12 protein-coding genes are annotated in these 15,931 nt (G+C 72.6%); 7 read left to right on the top strand and 5 right to left on the bottom strand.

Annotation, left to right across the window (positions count from 1 at the left end; all coding sequences use genetic code 11):
* Window positions 1-27: 27 nt before the first annotated feature.
* The 5 genes from ACIQMV_RS03115 to ACIQMV_RS03095 form a co-directional block, all read right to left on the bottom strand.
* The gene (locus ACIQMV_RS03115) at window positions 28-2,448 is read right to left on the bottom strand and encodes a DUF3488 and DUF4129 domain-containing transglutaminase family protein (RefSeq protein WP_402590700.1); all 2,421 of its coding nucleotides are present in this window, start codon (window positions 2,446-2,448) and stop codon (window positions 28-30) included.
* A complete protein-coding gene (locus tag ACIQMV_RS03110) occupies window positions 2,445-2,720 on the bottom strand; it encodes a hypothetical protein (RefSeq protein WP_402590698.1) in 276 nt (91 codons plus the stop codon). The genes ACIQMV_RS03115 and ACIQMV_RS03110 overlap by 4 nt, the downstream gene beginning before the upstream one ends.
* On the bottom strand, window positions 2,717-4,090 hold the full coding sequence (locus ACIQMV_RS03105; RefSeq protein ID WP_402590696.1) for a DUF58 domain-containing protein: 1,374 nt from the start codon (window positions 4,088-4,090) through the stop codon (window positions 2,717-2,719). Before ACIQMV_RS03105 ends, ACIQMV_RS03110 begins: the two co-directional genes overlap by 4 nt.
* Window positions 4,090-5,163: an AAA family ATPase gene (locus tag ACIQMV_RS03100; protein WP_401771672.1), complete on the bottom strand. Its 1,074-nt coding sequence runs from the start codon at window positions 5,161-5,163 to the stop codon at window positions 4,090-4,092. Before ACIQMV_RS03100 ends, ACIQMV_RS03105 begins: the two co-directional genes overlap by 1 nt.
* 270 nt (window positions 5,164-5,433) lie before the next feature.
* Window positions 5,434-5,982, bottom strand: a complete 549-nt coding sequence (locus ACIQMV_RS03095) for a carbonic anhydrase (RefSeq protein ID WP_141361725.1) — start codon at window positions 5,980-5,982, stop codon at window positions 5,434-5,436.
* Between the two features lie 423 nt (window positions 5,983-6,405).
* On the opposite strand from ACIQMV_RS03095, the gene rsmH reads away from it, so the two are divergent.
* From rsmH to murD, 7 genes are all read left to right on the top strand, one after another.
* Window positions 6,406-7,362, top strand: coding sequence for a 16S rRNA (cytosine(1402)-N(4))-methyltransferase RsmH (gene rsmH / locus ACIQMV_RS03090; protein WP_402590694.1), 957 nt, complete (start codon window positions 6,406-6,408; stop codon window positions 7,360-7,362).
* 13 nt (window positions 7,363-7,375) lie between these two features.
* The gene (locus ACIQMV_RS03085; protein WP_402590692.1) at window positions 7,376-7,933 is read left to right on the top strand and encodes a septum formation initiator family protein; all 558 of its coding nucleotides are present in this window, start codon (window positions 7,376-7,378) and stop codon (window positions 7,931-7,933) included.
* A 424-nt stretch (window positions 7,934-8,357) separates the two neighbouring features.
* Window positions 8,358-10,307 (top strand): peptidoglycan D,D-transpeptidase FtsI family protein, encoded by a 1,950-nt coding sequence (locus ACIQMV_RS03080; protein ID WP_402590690.1) that lies wholly within the window; start codon window positions 8,358-8,360, stop codon window positions 10,305-10,307.
* Between the two features lie 28 nt (window positions 10,308-10,335).
* Complete coding sequence (locus ACIQMV_RS03075; protein WP_402590688.1) at window positions 10,336-12,024, top strand: UDP-N-acetylmuramoyl-L-alanyl-D-glutamate--2,6-diaminopimelate ligase; 1,689 nt, start codon at window positions 10,336-10,338, stop codon at window positions 12,022-12,024.
* A 4-nt stretch (window positions 12,025-12,028) separates the two neighbouring features.
* Window positions 12,029-13,444: a UDP-N-acetylmuramoyl-tripeptide--D-alanyl-D-alanine ligase gene (gene murF / locus ACIQMV_RS03070; protein ID WP_402590686.1), complete on the top strand. Its 1,416-nt coding sequence runs from the start codon at window positions 12,029-12,031 to the stop codon at window positions 13,442-13,444.
* Complete coding sequence (gene mraY, locus ACIQMV_RS03065) at window positions 13,444-14,514, top strand: phospho-N-acetylmuramoyl-pentapeptide-transferase (protein WP_401771772.1); 1,071 nt, start codon at window positions 13,444-13,446, stop codon at window positions 14,512-14,514. The genes murF and mraY overlap by 1 nt, the downstream gene beginning before the upstream one ends.
* Window positions 14,496-15,923, top strand: a complete 1,428-nt coding sequence (murD, locus tag ACIQMV_RS03060; protein WP_141361737.1) for a UDP-N-acetylmuramoyl-L-alanine--D-glutamate ligase — start codon at window positions 14,496-14,498, stop codon at window positions 15,921-15,923. Before mraY ends, murD begins: the two co-directional genes overlap by 19 nt.
* Window positions 15,924-15,931 lie beyond the last annotated feature (8 nt).

Here is a 15,931-nt window from a genome sequence, read left to right as displayed (position 1 = left end):
CCCAGCCCGAGACCTCGGCAGGGCCCCTCAGCCGGAGGCCCCGGCCCCGTCCCCCGAGCCCTGCTGCTCCGACGGCCCGCGCAGCGTCGTCCGGGCGGCGACACGGGCACTGACACGGGACCCGAGCGCGTTCCACCGGGCCGACGCCGCCCAGACCACGCGCGCCATGGAGCGCGGGGCGAGCGCGGCCCGCAGCCTGGTGCGCCGGGACGACGTGTCCCGCAGGCCGCCGGCGACCCGCCGGACGTCCTCGGCGAGCCCCGCCACCGGACGCGGGCGCGGCGCGTAGAGGACCTGCTCCACCGCGTCCGCCAGCCGGTGCGCCGAGGCGGCGGCCACCTCGTCGAGGCGCCCGAGGCGGACGATCCGGGCGGCCGCCCTGCGCGGGGTCTGCGACTCGTCCGGCAGGATCCCGAAGTCCCAGGCGGTGTCGCCCAGTTCCTGCCAGACCGCCAGGATGTGCGGCCCCGCGTCCGCCTCGCCGCGCCCGTGCGCGCCCAGCCGCACGGCGCGCATCCGCCGGCGCCACAGGAGCGGGGACAGCGGCAGGGCGAGGACCAGCAGGCCGCCCAGCGTCCACCCCAGGACGGCGTACCACTTCGGGCCGCCGTCGCCCTGGACCTGCCCGGCCTGCGCGGAGGGGCCGCCGCACTCCTGGAGCCGCCGCAGCTCCGGCGGGCAGCTCTGGTTCGCCGACGGCGCGGCGGAGGGCGCCGTGCTCGCGTCCTGGGACGGCGCCGTCTGCTCCGGCAGACTGGTGCCCGGCGTGTCCGACTGGGTGTACGCCGGCACCGAGCCGCGCGTCGGGGTCGGCTCGAAGCGGGTCCAGCCGACGCCCTCGAAGTACAGCTCGGGCCAGGCGTGCGCGTCCTTCAGGCCCACCGCCACGGTTCCGTCGCTCTGCAGGGTGCCGGGCGCGAAGCCCACCGCGACCCGGGCCGGTATGCCGAGGGTGCGGGCCATGGCGGCCATCGCGAAGGAGTAGTGCACGCAGAATCCGCGCTTGTCCTTCAGGAACCGCGAGATGGCCCGCGGTCCGCTGCCCGCCTCGACCTGCGTGTCGTACTGGAAGCCGCCGTCGAGGGCGAACCAGTCCTGGAGCTCGACCGCCTGCTCGTAGTGGTTCGTCGCGCCCTCGGTGACCCGGCGGGCGGTGCTCGCGACGTCCGCCGGCAGAGATTTGGGCACTTTGGTGTACTCGCGCCTCAGTGCCGCCGACGGCTCCGGCGCCGTGGCGAGCTGCTCGGCGGTCGGCCGCACCTGAAGGCTCTTCACCTCGTAGGTCAGCCCGCGCGTGGTCTGCTTGTGGTCGCCGACGAGGGTCATGCCCACGGGCTCGTAGCGCCAACTGCCCTTGATCCGCACGGCGCTCGGCGGGTACGGCATCGGCAGCCAGTCCTGGACGTACGAGTCCGCCGCCGAGATCGTCGTGGTGATCTCCGTACGCTTGACGCCGCCGTCCAGGCCCAGCGGGGCGGGGAGCGGGTCGGGCACGCTCACGATGTGCCGCTGGGACGGCTTCCAGGTGGTGCCGTCGAAGTCGTCCAGGGACAGGATCCGCAGGTACAGGTTCGAGGTGTCGGACGTGTCCGTGCGCAGGGTGATGACCGTGTGATCCTCGTCGACGTTCAGGCTGTCGCGCAGGGAAACCAGCGGGTTCACCGCGGAGATCGTGCCACCGTTGCCGCTGCCCGAGCCGACTCCGGTTCCGGTGCCGCCGAGCAGCCCGCCCTGCATCGCCGGCAGGGCGAGCGGCACCACCAGGGCGATGCCGAGGGCGAGGGCGCCGATCCGGCGCCCGGTGCGCACCGGAGCGGTCGCGCCGCCCTGCTCGCCGCCCCCCGCGCGCGGTGCCCCGGAGAACACCCGCCCCCACTGCGAGAGCCGGTCCCGGCCCTCGGCCAGCAGCAGTACCAGGTAGCCGGCGGCCGCGATCAGGAACCACCACCAGCCGGCGCCGCCGTCGGACAGGCCCGCGGCCACGGAGTACACGGCGAGCAGCGGCAGGCCCGCCGGGGCCGCGCTGCGGAAGGTCACCGCGAGCGTGTCCACGATCAGCCCGATCACCAGGACGCCGCCGACGAGCATCAGGCGGATGCCGTCGGTCTGCGGCGCCGGAATGGCGTACCGTCCGACGTCGTCCGCGCCCTCCCGCAGCAGTTCGGCCAGGTGCCGGAAGGCCTCCGGGCCCGGGAACAGCCCGGCGAAGGCCTGTCCCCGGGCGAAGACCAGGGTGAGCAGCATCAGCGTGGCCAGGGCCTGCGCCGCCACGGTCAGCGGCCGCGCCAGCGGCACCCGCCGGGCCACCGCGCCGACCCCCGACTGCACCGCCAGCATCAGGATGGCCTGGAGGATCCACGAGGCGGGGGAGACCAGCGGCAGCAGCGCGCACGACGCCGCCAGCGTCGCCGCCGCCGCACACAGCGCCAACCGCGTCCGCCCGCTCATACCCGCCCCTCCACGACGCCCGTGCCGCTCGTGGGCACGTCGCGCTGGTTCTTACGTCGGTTCGGGGTCGCCCGGTCCGTCATGCCGTTCATGGTCATCGTGCGGGTGCCGCTCGTGGGCACGTCGCTCTGGTTCTTACGTCGGTTCGGGGTCGCCCGGTCCGTCACGCCGTTCATGGTCATCGTGCGGGTGCCGCTCGTGGGCACGTCGCGCTGGTTCCGGCGCCGGCCCGGGGTTGCCCCGTCCGTCACATCGACCGTCACGTCGATCATGACCATCCCCCGCCCGGCCCCGTCCCGCCGGCCGCGCCCGCGCTGGTGCGCTCCTGGTCCGCGCGGCGCCACAGGTCGTCCAGGCCGGCGCCCCGGGGCACCGGCACGGCTGTCCAGCCCGCGTCGCGCAGCAGCCGGAGGCGGTCGTCGGTCCGGGACGCCGGCCCCGGTACGTCGCCCGGTTCCCGGACCCAGGTCTCGCTGTCCAGGACGAAGGCGACCGCTGCGCCGCTGCGCTGCCGCATCTTGGCCGCGACGTCGGCCTGCGCCTCGTCGAGGTCGCCGAGGAAGGCCACCAGCAGTCCCTCGTTGCCGCCGCGCAGCACGTCGTAGGCGCGGGACAGGCCCGCCCCGTCGGAGTGGTCGATCACGGCGAGGGTGTCCATCATCAGTCCGGCCGCGTCCGCCGACTCCTGGCTGGCGCCCGCGAACCCGTCGCCGCCCTCGCCTGGCACGGAGTTGCCGGTGTCGGTCAGCAGCCGTACCGAGAAGCCCCGCTCCAGCATGTGCACCAGCACCGACGCGGCGCCGGACACGGCCCACTCGAAGGCCGAGTCGGGTCCCGCGCCCCGGTAGGCGAGCGCCCGGGTGTCGAGGAGCACCGTGCAGCGGGCGCGCTGCGGCTGCTCCTCGCGGCGCACCATCAGCTCGCCGTAGCGCGCGGTGGACCGCCAGTGCACACGGCGCAGATCGTCGCCGTAGCGGTACCCGCGCGGGATGACGTCGTCCTCGCCGGCCAGTGCCAGCGAGCGCTGCCGCCCGTCGCCGTACCCCTTGGCCTCCCCGCTCAGGCGCAGCGGCGACAGCGGCTCCACCCGCGGGATCACGGTCAGGGTGTCGTGGGCCGAGAAGGAACGGGTCAGTTCGCACATCCCGAAGGGGTCGGTCAGCCGCAGTTGCAGCGGGCCCAGCGGATACCGTCCGCGCAGGTCGGAGCGGACCCGGTAGGACACCTCGCGGCGGCCGCCCGGCTCGACCCGGTCGAGCACGAAACGCGGCCGCGGTCCGAGCACGTACGGCACCCGGTCCTGGAGCATCAGCAGGCCGGTGGGCAGCCGTGAGACGTTGTCCATCCGCAGATGCACCCGGGCCTCGCTGCCGGCGGGCACGCGCGCGGGGGAGAGCCGGCGGCTACCGGCGACCCGGTAGCGCGTGCGGAAGAGCACCGTGGCGCACACCAGAGGCAGCGCCGCCAGCAGCAGCCCGACCCGCAGCAGGTCGCTCTGGCCGAGGACGTAGGCGCAGATCGCGGCGGCGATTCCGGCGGCCAGGAAGGAGCGCCCGCGGGTGGTCAGACCGGCCAGCGCGGTGCGGACGCCGCCCCGGTCCCTGCGGTCGTCGTCCGCGTGCGCCGTCCCCGCGTCGGCCATCACAGACCCCGCGGCGGCTGCTGGCCGTACGCGGGCGCGCCGCGGCCCAGGCCGAAGCCGCCGGACTGCTGGGGCGCCGCGGGCACCGGGGTGCGCTGGAGGATCTCCTGGACGACCTGCTCGGCGGTGCGGCGGTTGAGCTGGGCCTGGGCGGTGGGCAGCAGCCGGTGGGCCAGGACGGCCACGGCCAGCGCCTGCAGGTCGTCCGGCAGCGCGTACTGCCGGCCGCTCAGCGCGGCGGACGCCTTCGCCGCGCGCAGCAGATGCAGCGTCGCGCGCGGCGAGGCGCCGAGTCTGAGGTCGGGATGGGTGCGGGTGGCGGAGACCAGGTCCACCGCGTACCGCCGCACCGTCTCGGCGACGTGCACCCCGCGCACGGCCTCGATCAGTTTCACGATCTCGTGCGCGTGCGCCACCGGCTGGAGGTCGTCCAGCGGGCTCACCCCGCCGTGCACGTCCAGCATCTGCAACTCGGCGTCCGGGCTCGGGTAGCCGATGGACACCCGGGCCATGAAGCGGTCGCGCTGGGCCTCGGGCAGCGGATAGGTGCCCTCCATCTCGACCGGGTTCTGGGTGGCCACCACCATGAACGGCGACGGCAGTTCGTAGGTCTGCCCGTCGATGGTGACCTGCCGCTCCTCCAGGGACTCCAGCAGCGCCGACTGGGTCTTGGGCGAGGCCCGGTTGATCTCGTCGCCGATCACGATCTGCGCGAAGATGGCGCCCGGCTTGAACTCGAAGTCCCGGCGCTGCTGGTCCCAGATGGAGACGCCGGTGATGTCCGACGGCAGCAGGTCGGGCGTGAACTGGATACGCCGCACCGAACAGTCGATGGACCGCGCCAGCGCCTTGGCGAGCATCGTCTTGCCCACCCCGGGAACGTCCTCGATCAGAAGATGCCCCTCGGCGAGCAGCACGGTCAGCGAAAGCCGTACGACCTCGGGCTTGCCCTCGATCACTTCTTCCACCGAACGGCGGACCCGCTCCACCGTGGCGGTCAGATCGTCCCCCACTCTCGGCTCCGCTCGAGCGGGGGCACCCCCATGGCTCGCTCGATCGTCATAGGTCGTCACCCGGCGGCCCTCCTCGGCCCTTCCCCACGCTCTTCGGCGAGCGGGGGATACCCCAACTTTCCGGGCCGACGCTCTGCTGTGCGGACCGGCCCACCCCGAATCAGGCACCACGCGTGAAACGTTCCGCGTGAGGCCACCCCCGCATTCTTGCCGCCGTTACCGATTCGTGTCACTCGCCTGTGGACAACTGGCCGCGATATGTCGGGTCTTGCGGCTTTCGCTGGTGACGGAGGCATGCCGCGCACCGGACTTCCGGCGCGCGTGCGGCGGTCAGACGGGGTCGATCTCGCGCAACAGGCCCGTCCTGACGTCGAAGACGAAACCGCGCACGTCGTCGGTGTGCAGCAGGAACGGCGAGGTGCGTACGCGCTGCATCGACTGCCGCACGTCCTGGTCCACGTCACGGAAGGCCTCCACGGCCCAGGCCGGACGCTGCCCGACCTCCATCTCCAGGTCGTGCCGGAACTCCTCGGTGATGGACTGCATGCCGCAGTTGGTGTGGTGGATCAGCACGATGCTGCGCGTGCCCAGGGCCCGCTGGCTGATGGTGAGCGAGCGGATGACGTCGTCGGTGACCACACCGCCCGCGTTGCGGATGGTGTGGCAGTCACCGAGTTCCAGGCCGAGCGCGGCGTGCAGGTCGAGACGGGCGTCCATGCAGGCCACGACGGCGACCCTCAGCACGGGCCGGGCGTCCATCCCCGGATCGCTGAACGCGGCCGCGTACTGCTGGTTGGCCTCCGCGAGACGGTCGGTGACGGTGCCACGCCGGTCTATGGCGCCCTCGGACCCGGCGGGAACTGATGCAGAAGTCGTCATACTCATGACGTTAGTGGGCGCCAGGGCCCGGGTCCTGTCGTGAGACGGTACAAAGAACCCCGTCATGGCTTGTTGTGAGGCACCCCACACGCAGGGCCAACCCACACCCGTACGAGTGAATTCTCGTCGTGGCGTGCGGGTCGCTGCTCCGTCGGGCGACGCGCAGGCCGGTTGATTGACCGCGAGACAGGGTGCACTAAAGTGACGCGAAGCGGGAGGCGTGGCTCTTCCTGCTGGACTGCATTCCCGACAGACCCCGGCCTACGCGCCGGCGGTCTCCCCACGTGCGCGGCGCGTACGTACGGCTCGGCCTCCTCCCGCTTCCGGTCGGCTGACGCTTCCGGCGCCGGCAGGCCCTGTTTCTTTCCTGAGCGGTCGGGGATCCGGCGGTGCGTGCGGGACGCGCCGGACTGAGAGGGCTCCTTGAGCGACAGCCGACACGTCCCCGTGATGCTCCAGCGGTGCCTGGATCTGCTGGCGCCCGCCCTGGAGCGGCCGGGAGCGGTGGTCGTCGACTGCACCCTCGGCCTCGGCGGACACAGCGAGGCGCTGCTCACCCGCTTCCCCGAGGCGCGGCTGGTGGCCCTCGACCGCGACAAGGAGGCCCTGCGCCTGTCCGGCGAGCGCCTGGCCCCCTTCGGCGACCGGGCCACCCTGGTGCACGCCGTCTACGACGAGCTGCCCGACGTGCTCGACCGGCTGGGCGTCCCGCGCGTGCGGGGCGTCCTGTTCGACCTCGGGGTGTCCTCGATGCAGCTCGACGAGGCCGACCGCGGCTTCGCCTACGCCCAGGACGCCCCCCTGGACATGCGCATGGACCAGAGCACCGGGATGAGCGCCGCCGAGGTCCTCAACACCTACCCGCCCGGCGAGCTGGTCCGCATCCTGCGGGCGTACGGCGAGGAGAAGCAGGCCAAGCGGATCGTGGCCGCCGTCGTGCGCGAACGCGAGAAGGAGCCGTTCACCAACAGCGCCCGGCTGGTGGAGCTGATCCGCGACGCGCTGCCCCAGGCCGCCAAGCGCACCGGGGGCAACCCGGCCAAGCGCACCTTCCAGGCGCTGCGGATCGAGGTCAACGGCGAGCTCGCCGTGCTGGAGCGGGCGATCCCGTCCGCGGTGAAGGCGCTGGAGGTCGGCGGGCGGATCGCCGTGCTGTCGTACCAGTCCCTCGAGGACCGCCTGGTCAAGCAGGTGTTCGCGGCCGGCGCCGCGTCGAGTGCGCCCCCCGGGCTCCCGGTCGTGCCCGAGCGCTACCAGCCCCGGCTCAAGCTGCTCACCCGCGGTGCCGAACTTCCGACCGAGGAAGAGATCGCCGAGAACCGGCGGGCGGCGCCGGCCCGGCTGCGCGGCGCCGAGCGCGTCAGGGAGGACGTCGAGTGAGCCAGGGGGACCAGTGAGCAGGAAACCCGAACTGAGGGGCCGTGCCGCCCGACTCGCCCGGCTCTTCCCGGCCGGCCGGGGCCAGGCCGCCCGCACCCCGTTCGTCCTCCTCGTCGTGCTCCTGCTCGGCGGCGGCCTCATCGGGCTGCTGATGCTGAACTCCGCCCTCAGCGAGGGCGCGTTCCAGCGGGAGGCGCTCCAGAGGGACACCAAGAACCTCACCGACGAGGAGCAGGCCCTCCAGCGGGACATCGACTCCTACTCCGCCCCGGACGCCCTCCAGCTCCGCGCCCGGCAACTGGGCATGGTGCCCGGCGGCGACCCGGCCTTCCTGGGCGCCGACGGGACCGTCAAGGGCGTCCCCTCGGCCGCCCCCGCGCAGGAGACGCCGCTGTCGCTCCTGCCGCCCGTGGCGCTGGCCCCCTCACCGTCCGCCACGGAGGGCACCGCCCCGGCAACCGCGGGCCTGGCACCGCCACCCGCCCAGGGCCCCGCCCCGACCCCGGAGAACACCACCCCGGCCCTCCCGGCCGCACCTCCCCCCGCCCCGATCCCGACCCCCGGCAGGTGACGGACGTGTCCGACCGCGAACCACCGCGCCGTCCGGTCCCCGGGCCGTCCGGGCCCGACGCGCTCGACAGGGAGCCGCCGCGTCGCCGGGTGTCCGACCTGTCCGGGGCTGCTGGGCCGGGGGTGCCGTCGTGTTCGGGGGGCGTGGTCGGCGCCCCGGCCGGCGTCGCTGTGTCCCGGTCCGATCCGACCTGGACTTTCGGCAGGCTGGCGGGCGTGTCCGGTGGGGAGTGGCCGCGCCGTCCGGTCCCCGGGCCGTCCACGCCCGACATGTCCGACAGGGAGCCGCCGCGTCGCCGGGTGTCTGACCTGTCCGGGGCTGCTGGGCCGGGGGTGCCGTCGTGTTCGGGGGGCGTGGTCGGCGCCCCGGCCGGCGTCGCTGTGTCCCGGTTCGCTTCGATCTCGACTTTCGGCAGGTGACGGACGTGTCCGACAGGGAACCGCCGCGTCGCCGGGTGCCCGGACCCGCCAGGCAGGCGCGTCCGGCCGCGCGGCAGCGGCCCGGCCCCGGTGCCCGGCCGGCCCGACGCCCGGCCCCGGCCCGGCCCCAGGCCGCGCGCATCCGGCTCGGCAGCCCCCGTCCCCGGTTGCGGCTGGTCGCCCTCGCGCTGACCCTGGTGCTGCTCGTGTTCGCCGTACGGCTGTTGCAGGTGCAGGCCGTCGACGCGAGCGCGTACGCCGCCAAGGCCGAGGAGAACCGGTACGTGGTGCACACCCTGGCCGCCGAGCGGGGCCGCATCACCGACCGCAACGGCGTCGACCTGGCGACCAGCGTGGACGCCGACGACATCACCGCCGACCCCACCATGTTCAGCCGCGACCAGCTGCACATCGGCGACGGCCCCGAGCAGGCGGCCGCGCTCCTCGCCCCGATCCTCGGCCAGGACCAGGCGGCCCTCACCGCGAAGCTCCGCACGCCGAACACCCGCTACGTGCTGCTCGCCCGGCACGAGACCCCGCAGGTCTGGAAGCAGATCAAGGACCTGAAGACGGCCCTGGCGAAGAAGGCCCAGAAGGACAAGACCACCGTCAACGTGCTCGCCGGCGTCTTCTCCGACCCCAGCAGCAAGCGGGTCTATCCCAACAGCGGTCTCGCCGCCGGGATACTGGGCTGGGTCAACGCCGAGGGCAAGGGCGGCGGCGGTATCGAGCAGCTACTGAACGAACAGCTGGCCGGCAAGCCCGGCAAGATCCGCTATGCCCAGTCCGGGGGCCGCGAGGTGCCCACCGCGGGCTCCACCGAGACGCGCGCGGTGCCCGGCTCCGACACCGAGCTCACCATCGACCGCGACATCCAGTGGGCCGCCCAGAAGGCCATCACCGAGCAGGTGGCGAAGTCCGGGGCGGACCGCGGCTACGTCATCGTGCAGGACACCCGCTCCGGCGAGATCCTCGCCATGGCCAACTCCCCGGGCTTCGACCCGGGCGACCTGTCCCACGCCGACCCGGCCGCGCTCGGCAACGCCGCCGTCCAGGACGCCTACGAGCCCGGCTCCACCGCCAAGGTCATGTCCATGGCCGCCGTACTGGAGGAGAACGCGGCGACGCCGCTCACCCACGTCGTTGTGCCCAACCGGCTGCACCGCGGCGACCGCCTCTTCCAGGACGACGTCGACCACAACACCTGGTACCTCACGCTGAACGGCGTGCTCGCCAAGTCCAGCAACATCGGCACCATACTGGCCACCGGCCAGCTCGGCAGGACCCAGCCGGAGGCCAACAAGGTCCTCTACTCCTACCTGCGCAAGTTCGGCATCGGCGAGCCGACCGGACTCGGCTTCCCCGGCGAGACCCGGGGCATCCTCGCGCCCCCCGACAAGTGGTCCACCTCGCAGCAGTACACGATTCCTTTCGGCCAGGGCTTCTCCATCAACGCCGTGCAGGCGGCCTCCGTCTACTCCACGATCGCCAACGGCGGAGTGCGCGTGCAGCCGACGCTGGTGCGCGGGACCAAGGGGGCCGACGGCCGCTTCGCACCGGCCGACGAGCCGGAGAAGACGCGGGTCGTGAGCGCCAGGACGGCGAAGACGCTCGCGCACATGCTGGAATCCGTGGTCGACGACGAGCAGGGCACCGGTGCCAAGGCGCGCATCCCCGGCTACCGGGTGGCGGGCAAGACCGGCACGGCCAACCGCGTGGACCCGGCCACCGGCCGGTACCGCGGCTACACCTCCTCCTTCGCCGGGTTCGCACCCGCCGACAACCCCCGCGTCACCGTCTACTGCGCCATCCAGAACGCCACCAAGGGCAGCTACTTCGGCGGCCAGATCTGCGGCCCGATCTACAAGGAGGTCATGGAGTTCGCGTTGAAGACGCTCCAGGTGCCACCGACCGGTGCGCAGGCCGCGAACCTGCCCGTCGACTTCAAGCCGTGACCGGAACAGAACGACCAGGAACCAGCCCGTGACAACGATCACTCCCGGCCCCGGGAACCGCCCGTCGCACCGGCCCTCGTCCGCGCCGGACGGCGCTGCGCGCGATCCCCTTTTTAGCTCCACGGCGGGTACGCCCGGTACGCTCACCGCCGTGCCACACGCTGATCAGTCCCAAACCACCCAGAAGGGCGCTTCCGTGACATATCCGGGACCGCCGCGACCGGTTCAGGCCTCCGCCGCACCCCTCGCGGAGCTCGCCGATCAGCTGGGGGTCACCGCTCCGGACGGCGCCGCCGAGGTCACCGGCATCACCCACGACTCGCGCGCCGTGCGCCCCGGCGACCTGTACGCGGCCCTGCCAGGCGCCCGGACGCACGGCGCCGACTTCGTCACCCAGGCGGCGAGCCTGGGCGCGGTCGCCGTGCTCACGGACCCGTCCGGCGCCGAGCGCGCCGCCGCCACCGGCCTGCCGGTGCTGGCCGTGGACGACCCGCGCGGTCGGATGGGCGAGCTGGCGGCCACGATCTACGGCAGGCCCGGCCGCGACCTGCTCCAGATCGGCATCACCGGCACCTCCGGCAAGACCACCACCGCCTACCTCGTCGAGGGCGGCCTGAAGACCGTGAAGTCCACCGGACTGATCGGCACCGTCGAGATGCGCATCGGCGAGGAGCGCATCAAGTCCGAGCGCACCACTCCCGAGGCCACCGACCTCCAGGCCCTGTTCGCGGTCATGCGCGAGCGCGGGGTCGAGGCGGTCGCCATGGAGGTCTCCAGCCACGCCCTCGTGCTCGGCCGTGTCGACGGCTGCGTCTTCGACATCGGTGTCTTCACCAACCTCAGCCCGGAACACATGGAGTTCCACTCCGACATGGAGGACTACTTCCGGGCCAAGGCGCAGCTGTTCACGCCGGAACGCAGCAGGCTCGGCGTGGTCAACTTCGACGACGAGTACGGTCGCCGGCTGGCCGGGGAGGCCACGGTCCCGGTCGTCACCTTCTCCGCCGAGGGCCACCCCGACGCCGACTGGCGCGCGGAGGACGTCCAGGTCGGCCCGGTCGACTCCACCTTCACCGTGGTCGGCCCCGAGGGCCGGCGGATCGCCGCCAGGTCGCCGCTGCCGGGCCCCTTCAACGTCGCCAACACGCTGGCCGCCGTGGTCGCCCTGGCCACCGCGGGCCTCGACCCGCAGTCCGCCGCCGACGGCATCGCCGCCGTTCCGGGCGTACCGGGCCGGCTGGAGCGTGTCGACGTCGGCCAGCCGTACCTCGCGGTCGTCGACTACGCGCACAAGACGGACGCCGTCGAGTCGGTCCTCAAGGCGCTGCGCAAGGTCACCAAGGGCCGGCTGCACATCGTGCTCGGCTGCGGCGGGGACCGCGACCGGACCAAACGCGCGCCGATGGGCGCCGCCGCGGCCCGGCTCGCCGACATCGTCGTGCTGACCTCCGACAACCCCCGCTCCGAGGATCCCCTGGCGATCCTCGCCACCATGCTCGAGGGCGCGGCCTCGGTGCCCGCGCACGAGCGCGGCGAGGTGCTCCTCTTCGAGGAGCGGGCCGCCGCGATCGCCGCCGCCGTCGACCGCGCGCAGCCCGGGGACACCGTGCTGGTCGCGGGCAAGGGCCACGAACAGGGCCAGGACATCGCCGGAGTGGTCCGTCCCTTCGACGACCGCCAGGTGCTTCGCGAAGCTATCCAGAAGACCCAGGGATGAACTTGTGATCGCCCTCTCCCTCGCCGAGATCGCAGCAGTCGTCGGCGGGCAGACGTACGACATACCGGATCCGTCCGCGGAGGTCACCGGGCCCGTGGTCCGGGACTCCCGCGAGGTGGTGCCCGGCAGCCTCTTCGTCGCCTTCGTCGGCGAGCGCGTGGACGGCCACGACTTCGCCGCGGCCGTCGTCGGGGCGGGCGCGGTCGCCGTGCTGGCGTCCCGCCCGGTCGGCGTGCCCGCGATCGTCGTCGAGGACGTGCAGGCCGCGCTCGGCGCCCTCGCCCGTCACGTCGTCGAACGGCTGGGCGCGACCCTCGTGGCCCTCACCGGCTCCGCGGGCAAGACCAGCACCAAGGACCTCATCGCGCAGGTGCTGCGGCGCAAGGCGCCGACCGTGTTCACGCCCGGCTCCCTCAACAACGAGATCGGGCTGCCGCTGACCGCGCTGAGCGCCACCGAGGAGACGAGGTTCCTCGTGCTGGAGATGGGTGCCCGCGGCATCGGCCACATCCGCTACCTGACCGAACTGACCCCGCCGAAGGTCGGCCTGGTGCTCAACGTCGGCACCGCCCACATCGGCGAGTTCGGCGGCCGTGAGCAGATCGCCCAGGCGAAGGGCGAGTTGGTGGAGAGCCTGCCGGCGGCCGAGGACGGCGGAACCGCGATCCTCAACGCCGACGACCCGTTGGTACGGGCCATGGCCTCCCGTACGAAGGCGAAGGTGATCCTTTTCGGAGAGTCCGGCGAAGCGGACGTACGCGCCGAGAACGTGAGACTCACGGACAGCGGGCAGCCCGCCTTCAGGCTTCACACACCCTCCGGTGCAAGCGATGTGACGATGCGCCTGTACGGTGAGCATCACGTGTCGAACGCGCTCGCCGCGGCCGCCGTCGCCCATGAGCTGGGCATGTCCGTAACTGAGATCGCCACCGCGCTCTCCGAGGCGGGCTCCCTCTCCCGCTGGCGGATGGAGGTCACCGAGCGCCCGGACGGCGTAACGGTCGTCAACGACGCCTACAACGCCAACCCCGAGTCCATGCGGGCCGCTCTGCGCGCGCTCGTGGCCATGGGCGGGGGACGGCGGACCTGGGCGGTGCTCGGCAAGATGGCCGAGCTCGGGGACGAGGCGCTAGCCGAGCACGACGCGGTCGGACGGCTCGCCGTCCGGCTCAACGTCAGCAAGCTCGTCGCGGTCGGGGGCAGGGAAGCGTCCTGGCTGCAACTGGGCGCATATAACGAGGGTTCGTGGGGTGAGGAGTCGGTGCACGTGTCCGACGCACAGGCGGCGATCGACCTGTTGCGCAGCGAGTTGCGCCCGGGGGACGTCGTCCTCGTGAAGGCGTCCCGTTCGGTCGGCCTGGAGAGTGTCGCCCAGGCGCTGCTCGAGACCGGTACCGAGGGCGAGGTCGCAGCCCGATGATGAAGCAGATCCTGTTCGCGGGAGTCATTGGCCTCTTCCTGACGCTGGTCGGCACCCCGCTGCTGATCAAGCTCCTGGCCCGCAAGGGCTACGGCCAGTACATCCGCGACGACGGACCGCGTGAACACGCCAGCAAGCGCGGTACGCCGACCATGGGCGGCATCGCCTTCATCCTGGCCACGATCGCCGCCTACTTCCTGGCCAAGGTGATCACCGGCTACACCCCGACCTACTCGGGTCTGCTGGTGCTGGGCCTGATGGTCGGCATGGGCCTGGTCGGCTTCCTCGACGACTACATCAAGATCGTCAAGCGCCGGTCGCTGGGTCTGCGCGCCAAGGCGAAGATGGCCGGCCAGCTGATCGTCGGCATCTCCTTCGCGGTGCTCGCGCTGCAGTTCTCCGACAACCGCGGCAACACCCCCGCCTCCACGAAACTGTCGTTCATCACCGACTTCGGCTGGACGATCGGCCCGGTGCTGTTCGTGATCTGGGCGCTGTTCATGATCCTCGCGATGTCGAACGGCGTGAACCTCACCGACGGTCTGGACGGTCTGGCCACCGGTGCCTCCGTGCTCGTCTTCGGTGCCTACACCTTCATCGGCGTCTGGCAGTTCCAGGAGTCCTGCGCCAACGCGATGACGCTGACCAACCCCAACGCCTGCTACGAGGTGCGCGACCCGCTCGACCTCGCGGTCGTGGCCTCCGCGCTGATGGGCGCCTGCCTCGGCTTCCTGTGGTGGAACACCTCGCCGGCCAAGATCTTCATGGGCGACACCGGTTCGCTCGCGCTCGGCGGTGTGCTCGCGGGTCTGGCGATCTGCTCCCGCACCGAGCTGCTGCTCGCGCTGCTGGGCGGTCTGTTCGTGCTCATCACCATGTCGGTGGTCATCCAGGTCGGCTCCTTCCGGCTCACCGGGAAGCGGGTCTTCCGGATGGCACCGCTCCAGCACCACTTCGAACTCAAAGGCTGGTCCGAAGTGCTTGTCGTGGTCCGTTTCTGGATCATCCAAGGCATCTGTGTGATTGTCGGACTGGGCCTCTTCTATGCGGGATGGGCAGCGGACAAGTGATCGACTGGCAGGGTAAGAACGTCACCGTCGCGGGACTCGGCGTCTCCGGTGTCCCGGCGGCCAAGGTCCTGCACGGTCTCGGCGCGCACGTCACCGTCGTCAACGACGGCGACGACGAGCGCGCCCGGACCCAGGCGGCCGAGCTGGAGGCGCTCGGTGTGACCGTGCGCCTCGGTGACGGGGACACCCTGCCGGAGGGCACCGAGCTGATCGTCACCGCACCGGGCTGGCGGCCGGACAAGCCGCTCTTCCGCGCCGCCGGGCAGGCCGGCGTACCCGTCTGGGGGGACGTCGAACTCGCCTGGCGGCTGCGCGGCCCGGACGCCGCTCCGTGGCTCGCCGTGACCGGCACCAACGGCAAGACCACCACCGTGCAGATGCTCGCCTCCATCCTCGAGGCGGCGGGCCTGCGCACGGCGGCCGTCGGCAACATCGGCGTCTCCCTGCTGGACGCCGTCCTCGGCGAGGAGCGCTACAGCGATCTTGATGTACTGGCGGTGGAGCTGTCGAGCTACCAGCTGCACTGGGCGCCCTCGCTGCGCGCCCACTCCGCCGCCGTCCTCAACCTCGCCCCCGACCACCTCGACTGGCACGGCTCCATGGAGGCCTACGCCGCCGACAAGGGCCGTATCTATGAGGGCAACCGCGTCGCCTGCGTCTACAACGCCGCCGACAAGGCCACCGAGGACCTGGTGCGCGAGGCGGACGTCGAGGAGGGCTGCCGCGCCGTCGGGTTCACGCTCGGCACGCCCGGCCCCTCCCAACTCGGCGTCGTGGACGGCATCCTCGTCGACCGCGCCTTCGTCGAGAACCGGCACAAGAACGCCCAGGAGCTGGCCGAGGTCTCCGACGTCCACCCGCCCGCCCCCCACAACATCGCCAACGCCCTCGCCGCGGCGGCCCTGGCACGCGCCTTCGGCGTCCCGGCGCAGGCCGTCCGGGACGGTCTGCGGGCCTTCACCCCGGACGCCCACCGCATCGCGCACGTGGCCGACGTGGACGGCGTGGCCTACGTCGACGACTCCAAGGCCACCAACACCCACGCGGCTCAGGCCTCGTTGGCGGCGTACGAGTCGATCGTGTGGATCGCGGGCGGTCTGGCGAAGGGCGCGACCTTCGACGAGCTCGTCGCGAACTCGGCGAAGCGGCTGCGCGGCGCCGTCCTCATCGGTGCCGATCGCGCGCTCATCCGTGACGCCCTCGCGCGACACGCCCCGGAGGTACCCGTCGTCGACCTCGACCGGACCGACACTGGGGCGATGCTCCAGGCCGTCCAGGAGGCGCGGCGGCTCGCACGGCCCGGCGACACGGTACTGCTGGCCCCGGCCTGCGCCTCCATGGACATGTTCGCCAACTACAACAGGCGCGGCGAGGCGTTCGCGGAGGCCGTATCCGGACTCGGCGCCTGATCCCGGCC

The sequence above is a fragment of the Streptomyces sp. NPDC091412 genome (assembly GCF_044756885.1).
Taxonomy (GTDB): Bacteria; Actinomycetota; Actinomycetes; order Streptomycetales; family Streptomycetaceae; genus Streptomyces.
This window is presented reverse-complemented; position numbering and strand designations above follow the sequence as displayed.

Bases quoted from the DNA above. Each gene is read 5' to 3' on its own strand.
- ACIQMV_RS03115 (WP_402590700.1), bottom strand. From the start codon at position 2,448: ATGAGCGGGCGGACGCGGTTGGCGCTGTGTGCGGCGGCGGCGACGCTG.
- ACIQMV_RS03110 (WP_402590698.1), bottom strand. From the start codon at position 2,720: ATGATCGACGTGACGGTCGATGTGACGGACGGGGCAACCCCGGGCCGG.
- ACIQMV_RS03105 (WP_402590696.1), bottom strand. From the start codon at position 4,090: ATGGCCGACGCGGGGACGGCGCACGCGGACGACGACCGCAGGGACCGG.
- ACIQMV_RS03095 (WP_141361725.1), bottom strand. From the start codon at position 5,982: ATGACGACTTCTGCATCAGTTCCCGCCGGGTCCGAGGGCGCCATAGAC.
- mraY (WP_401771772.1), top strand. From the start codon at position 13,444: ATGAAGCAGATCCTGTTCGCGGGAGTCATTGGCCTCTTCCTGACGCTG.
- murD (WP_141361737.1), top strand. From the start codon at position 14,496: ATGGGCAGCGGACAAGTGATCGACTGGCAGGGTAAGAACGTCACCGTC.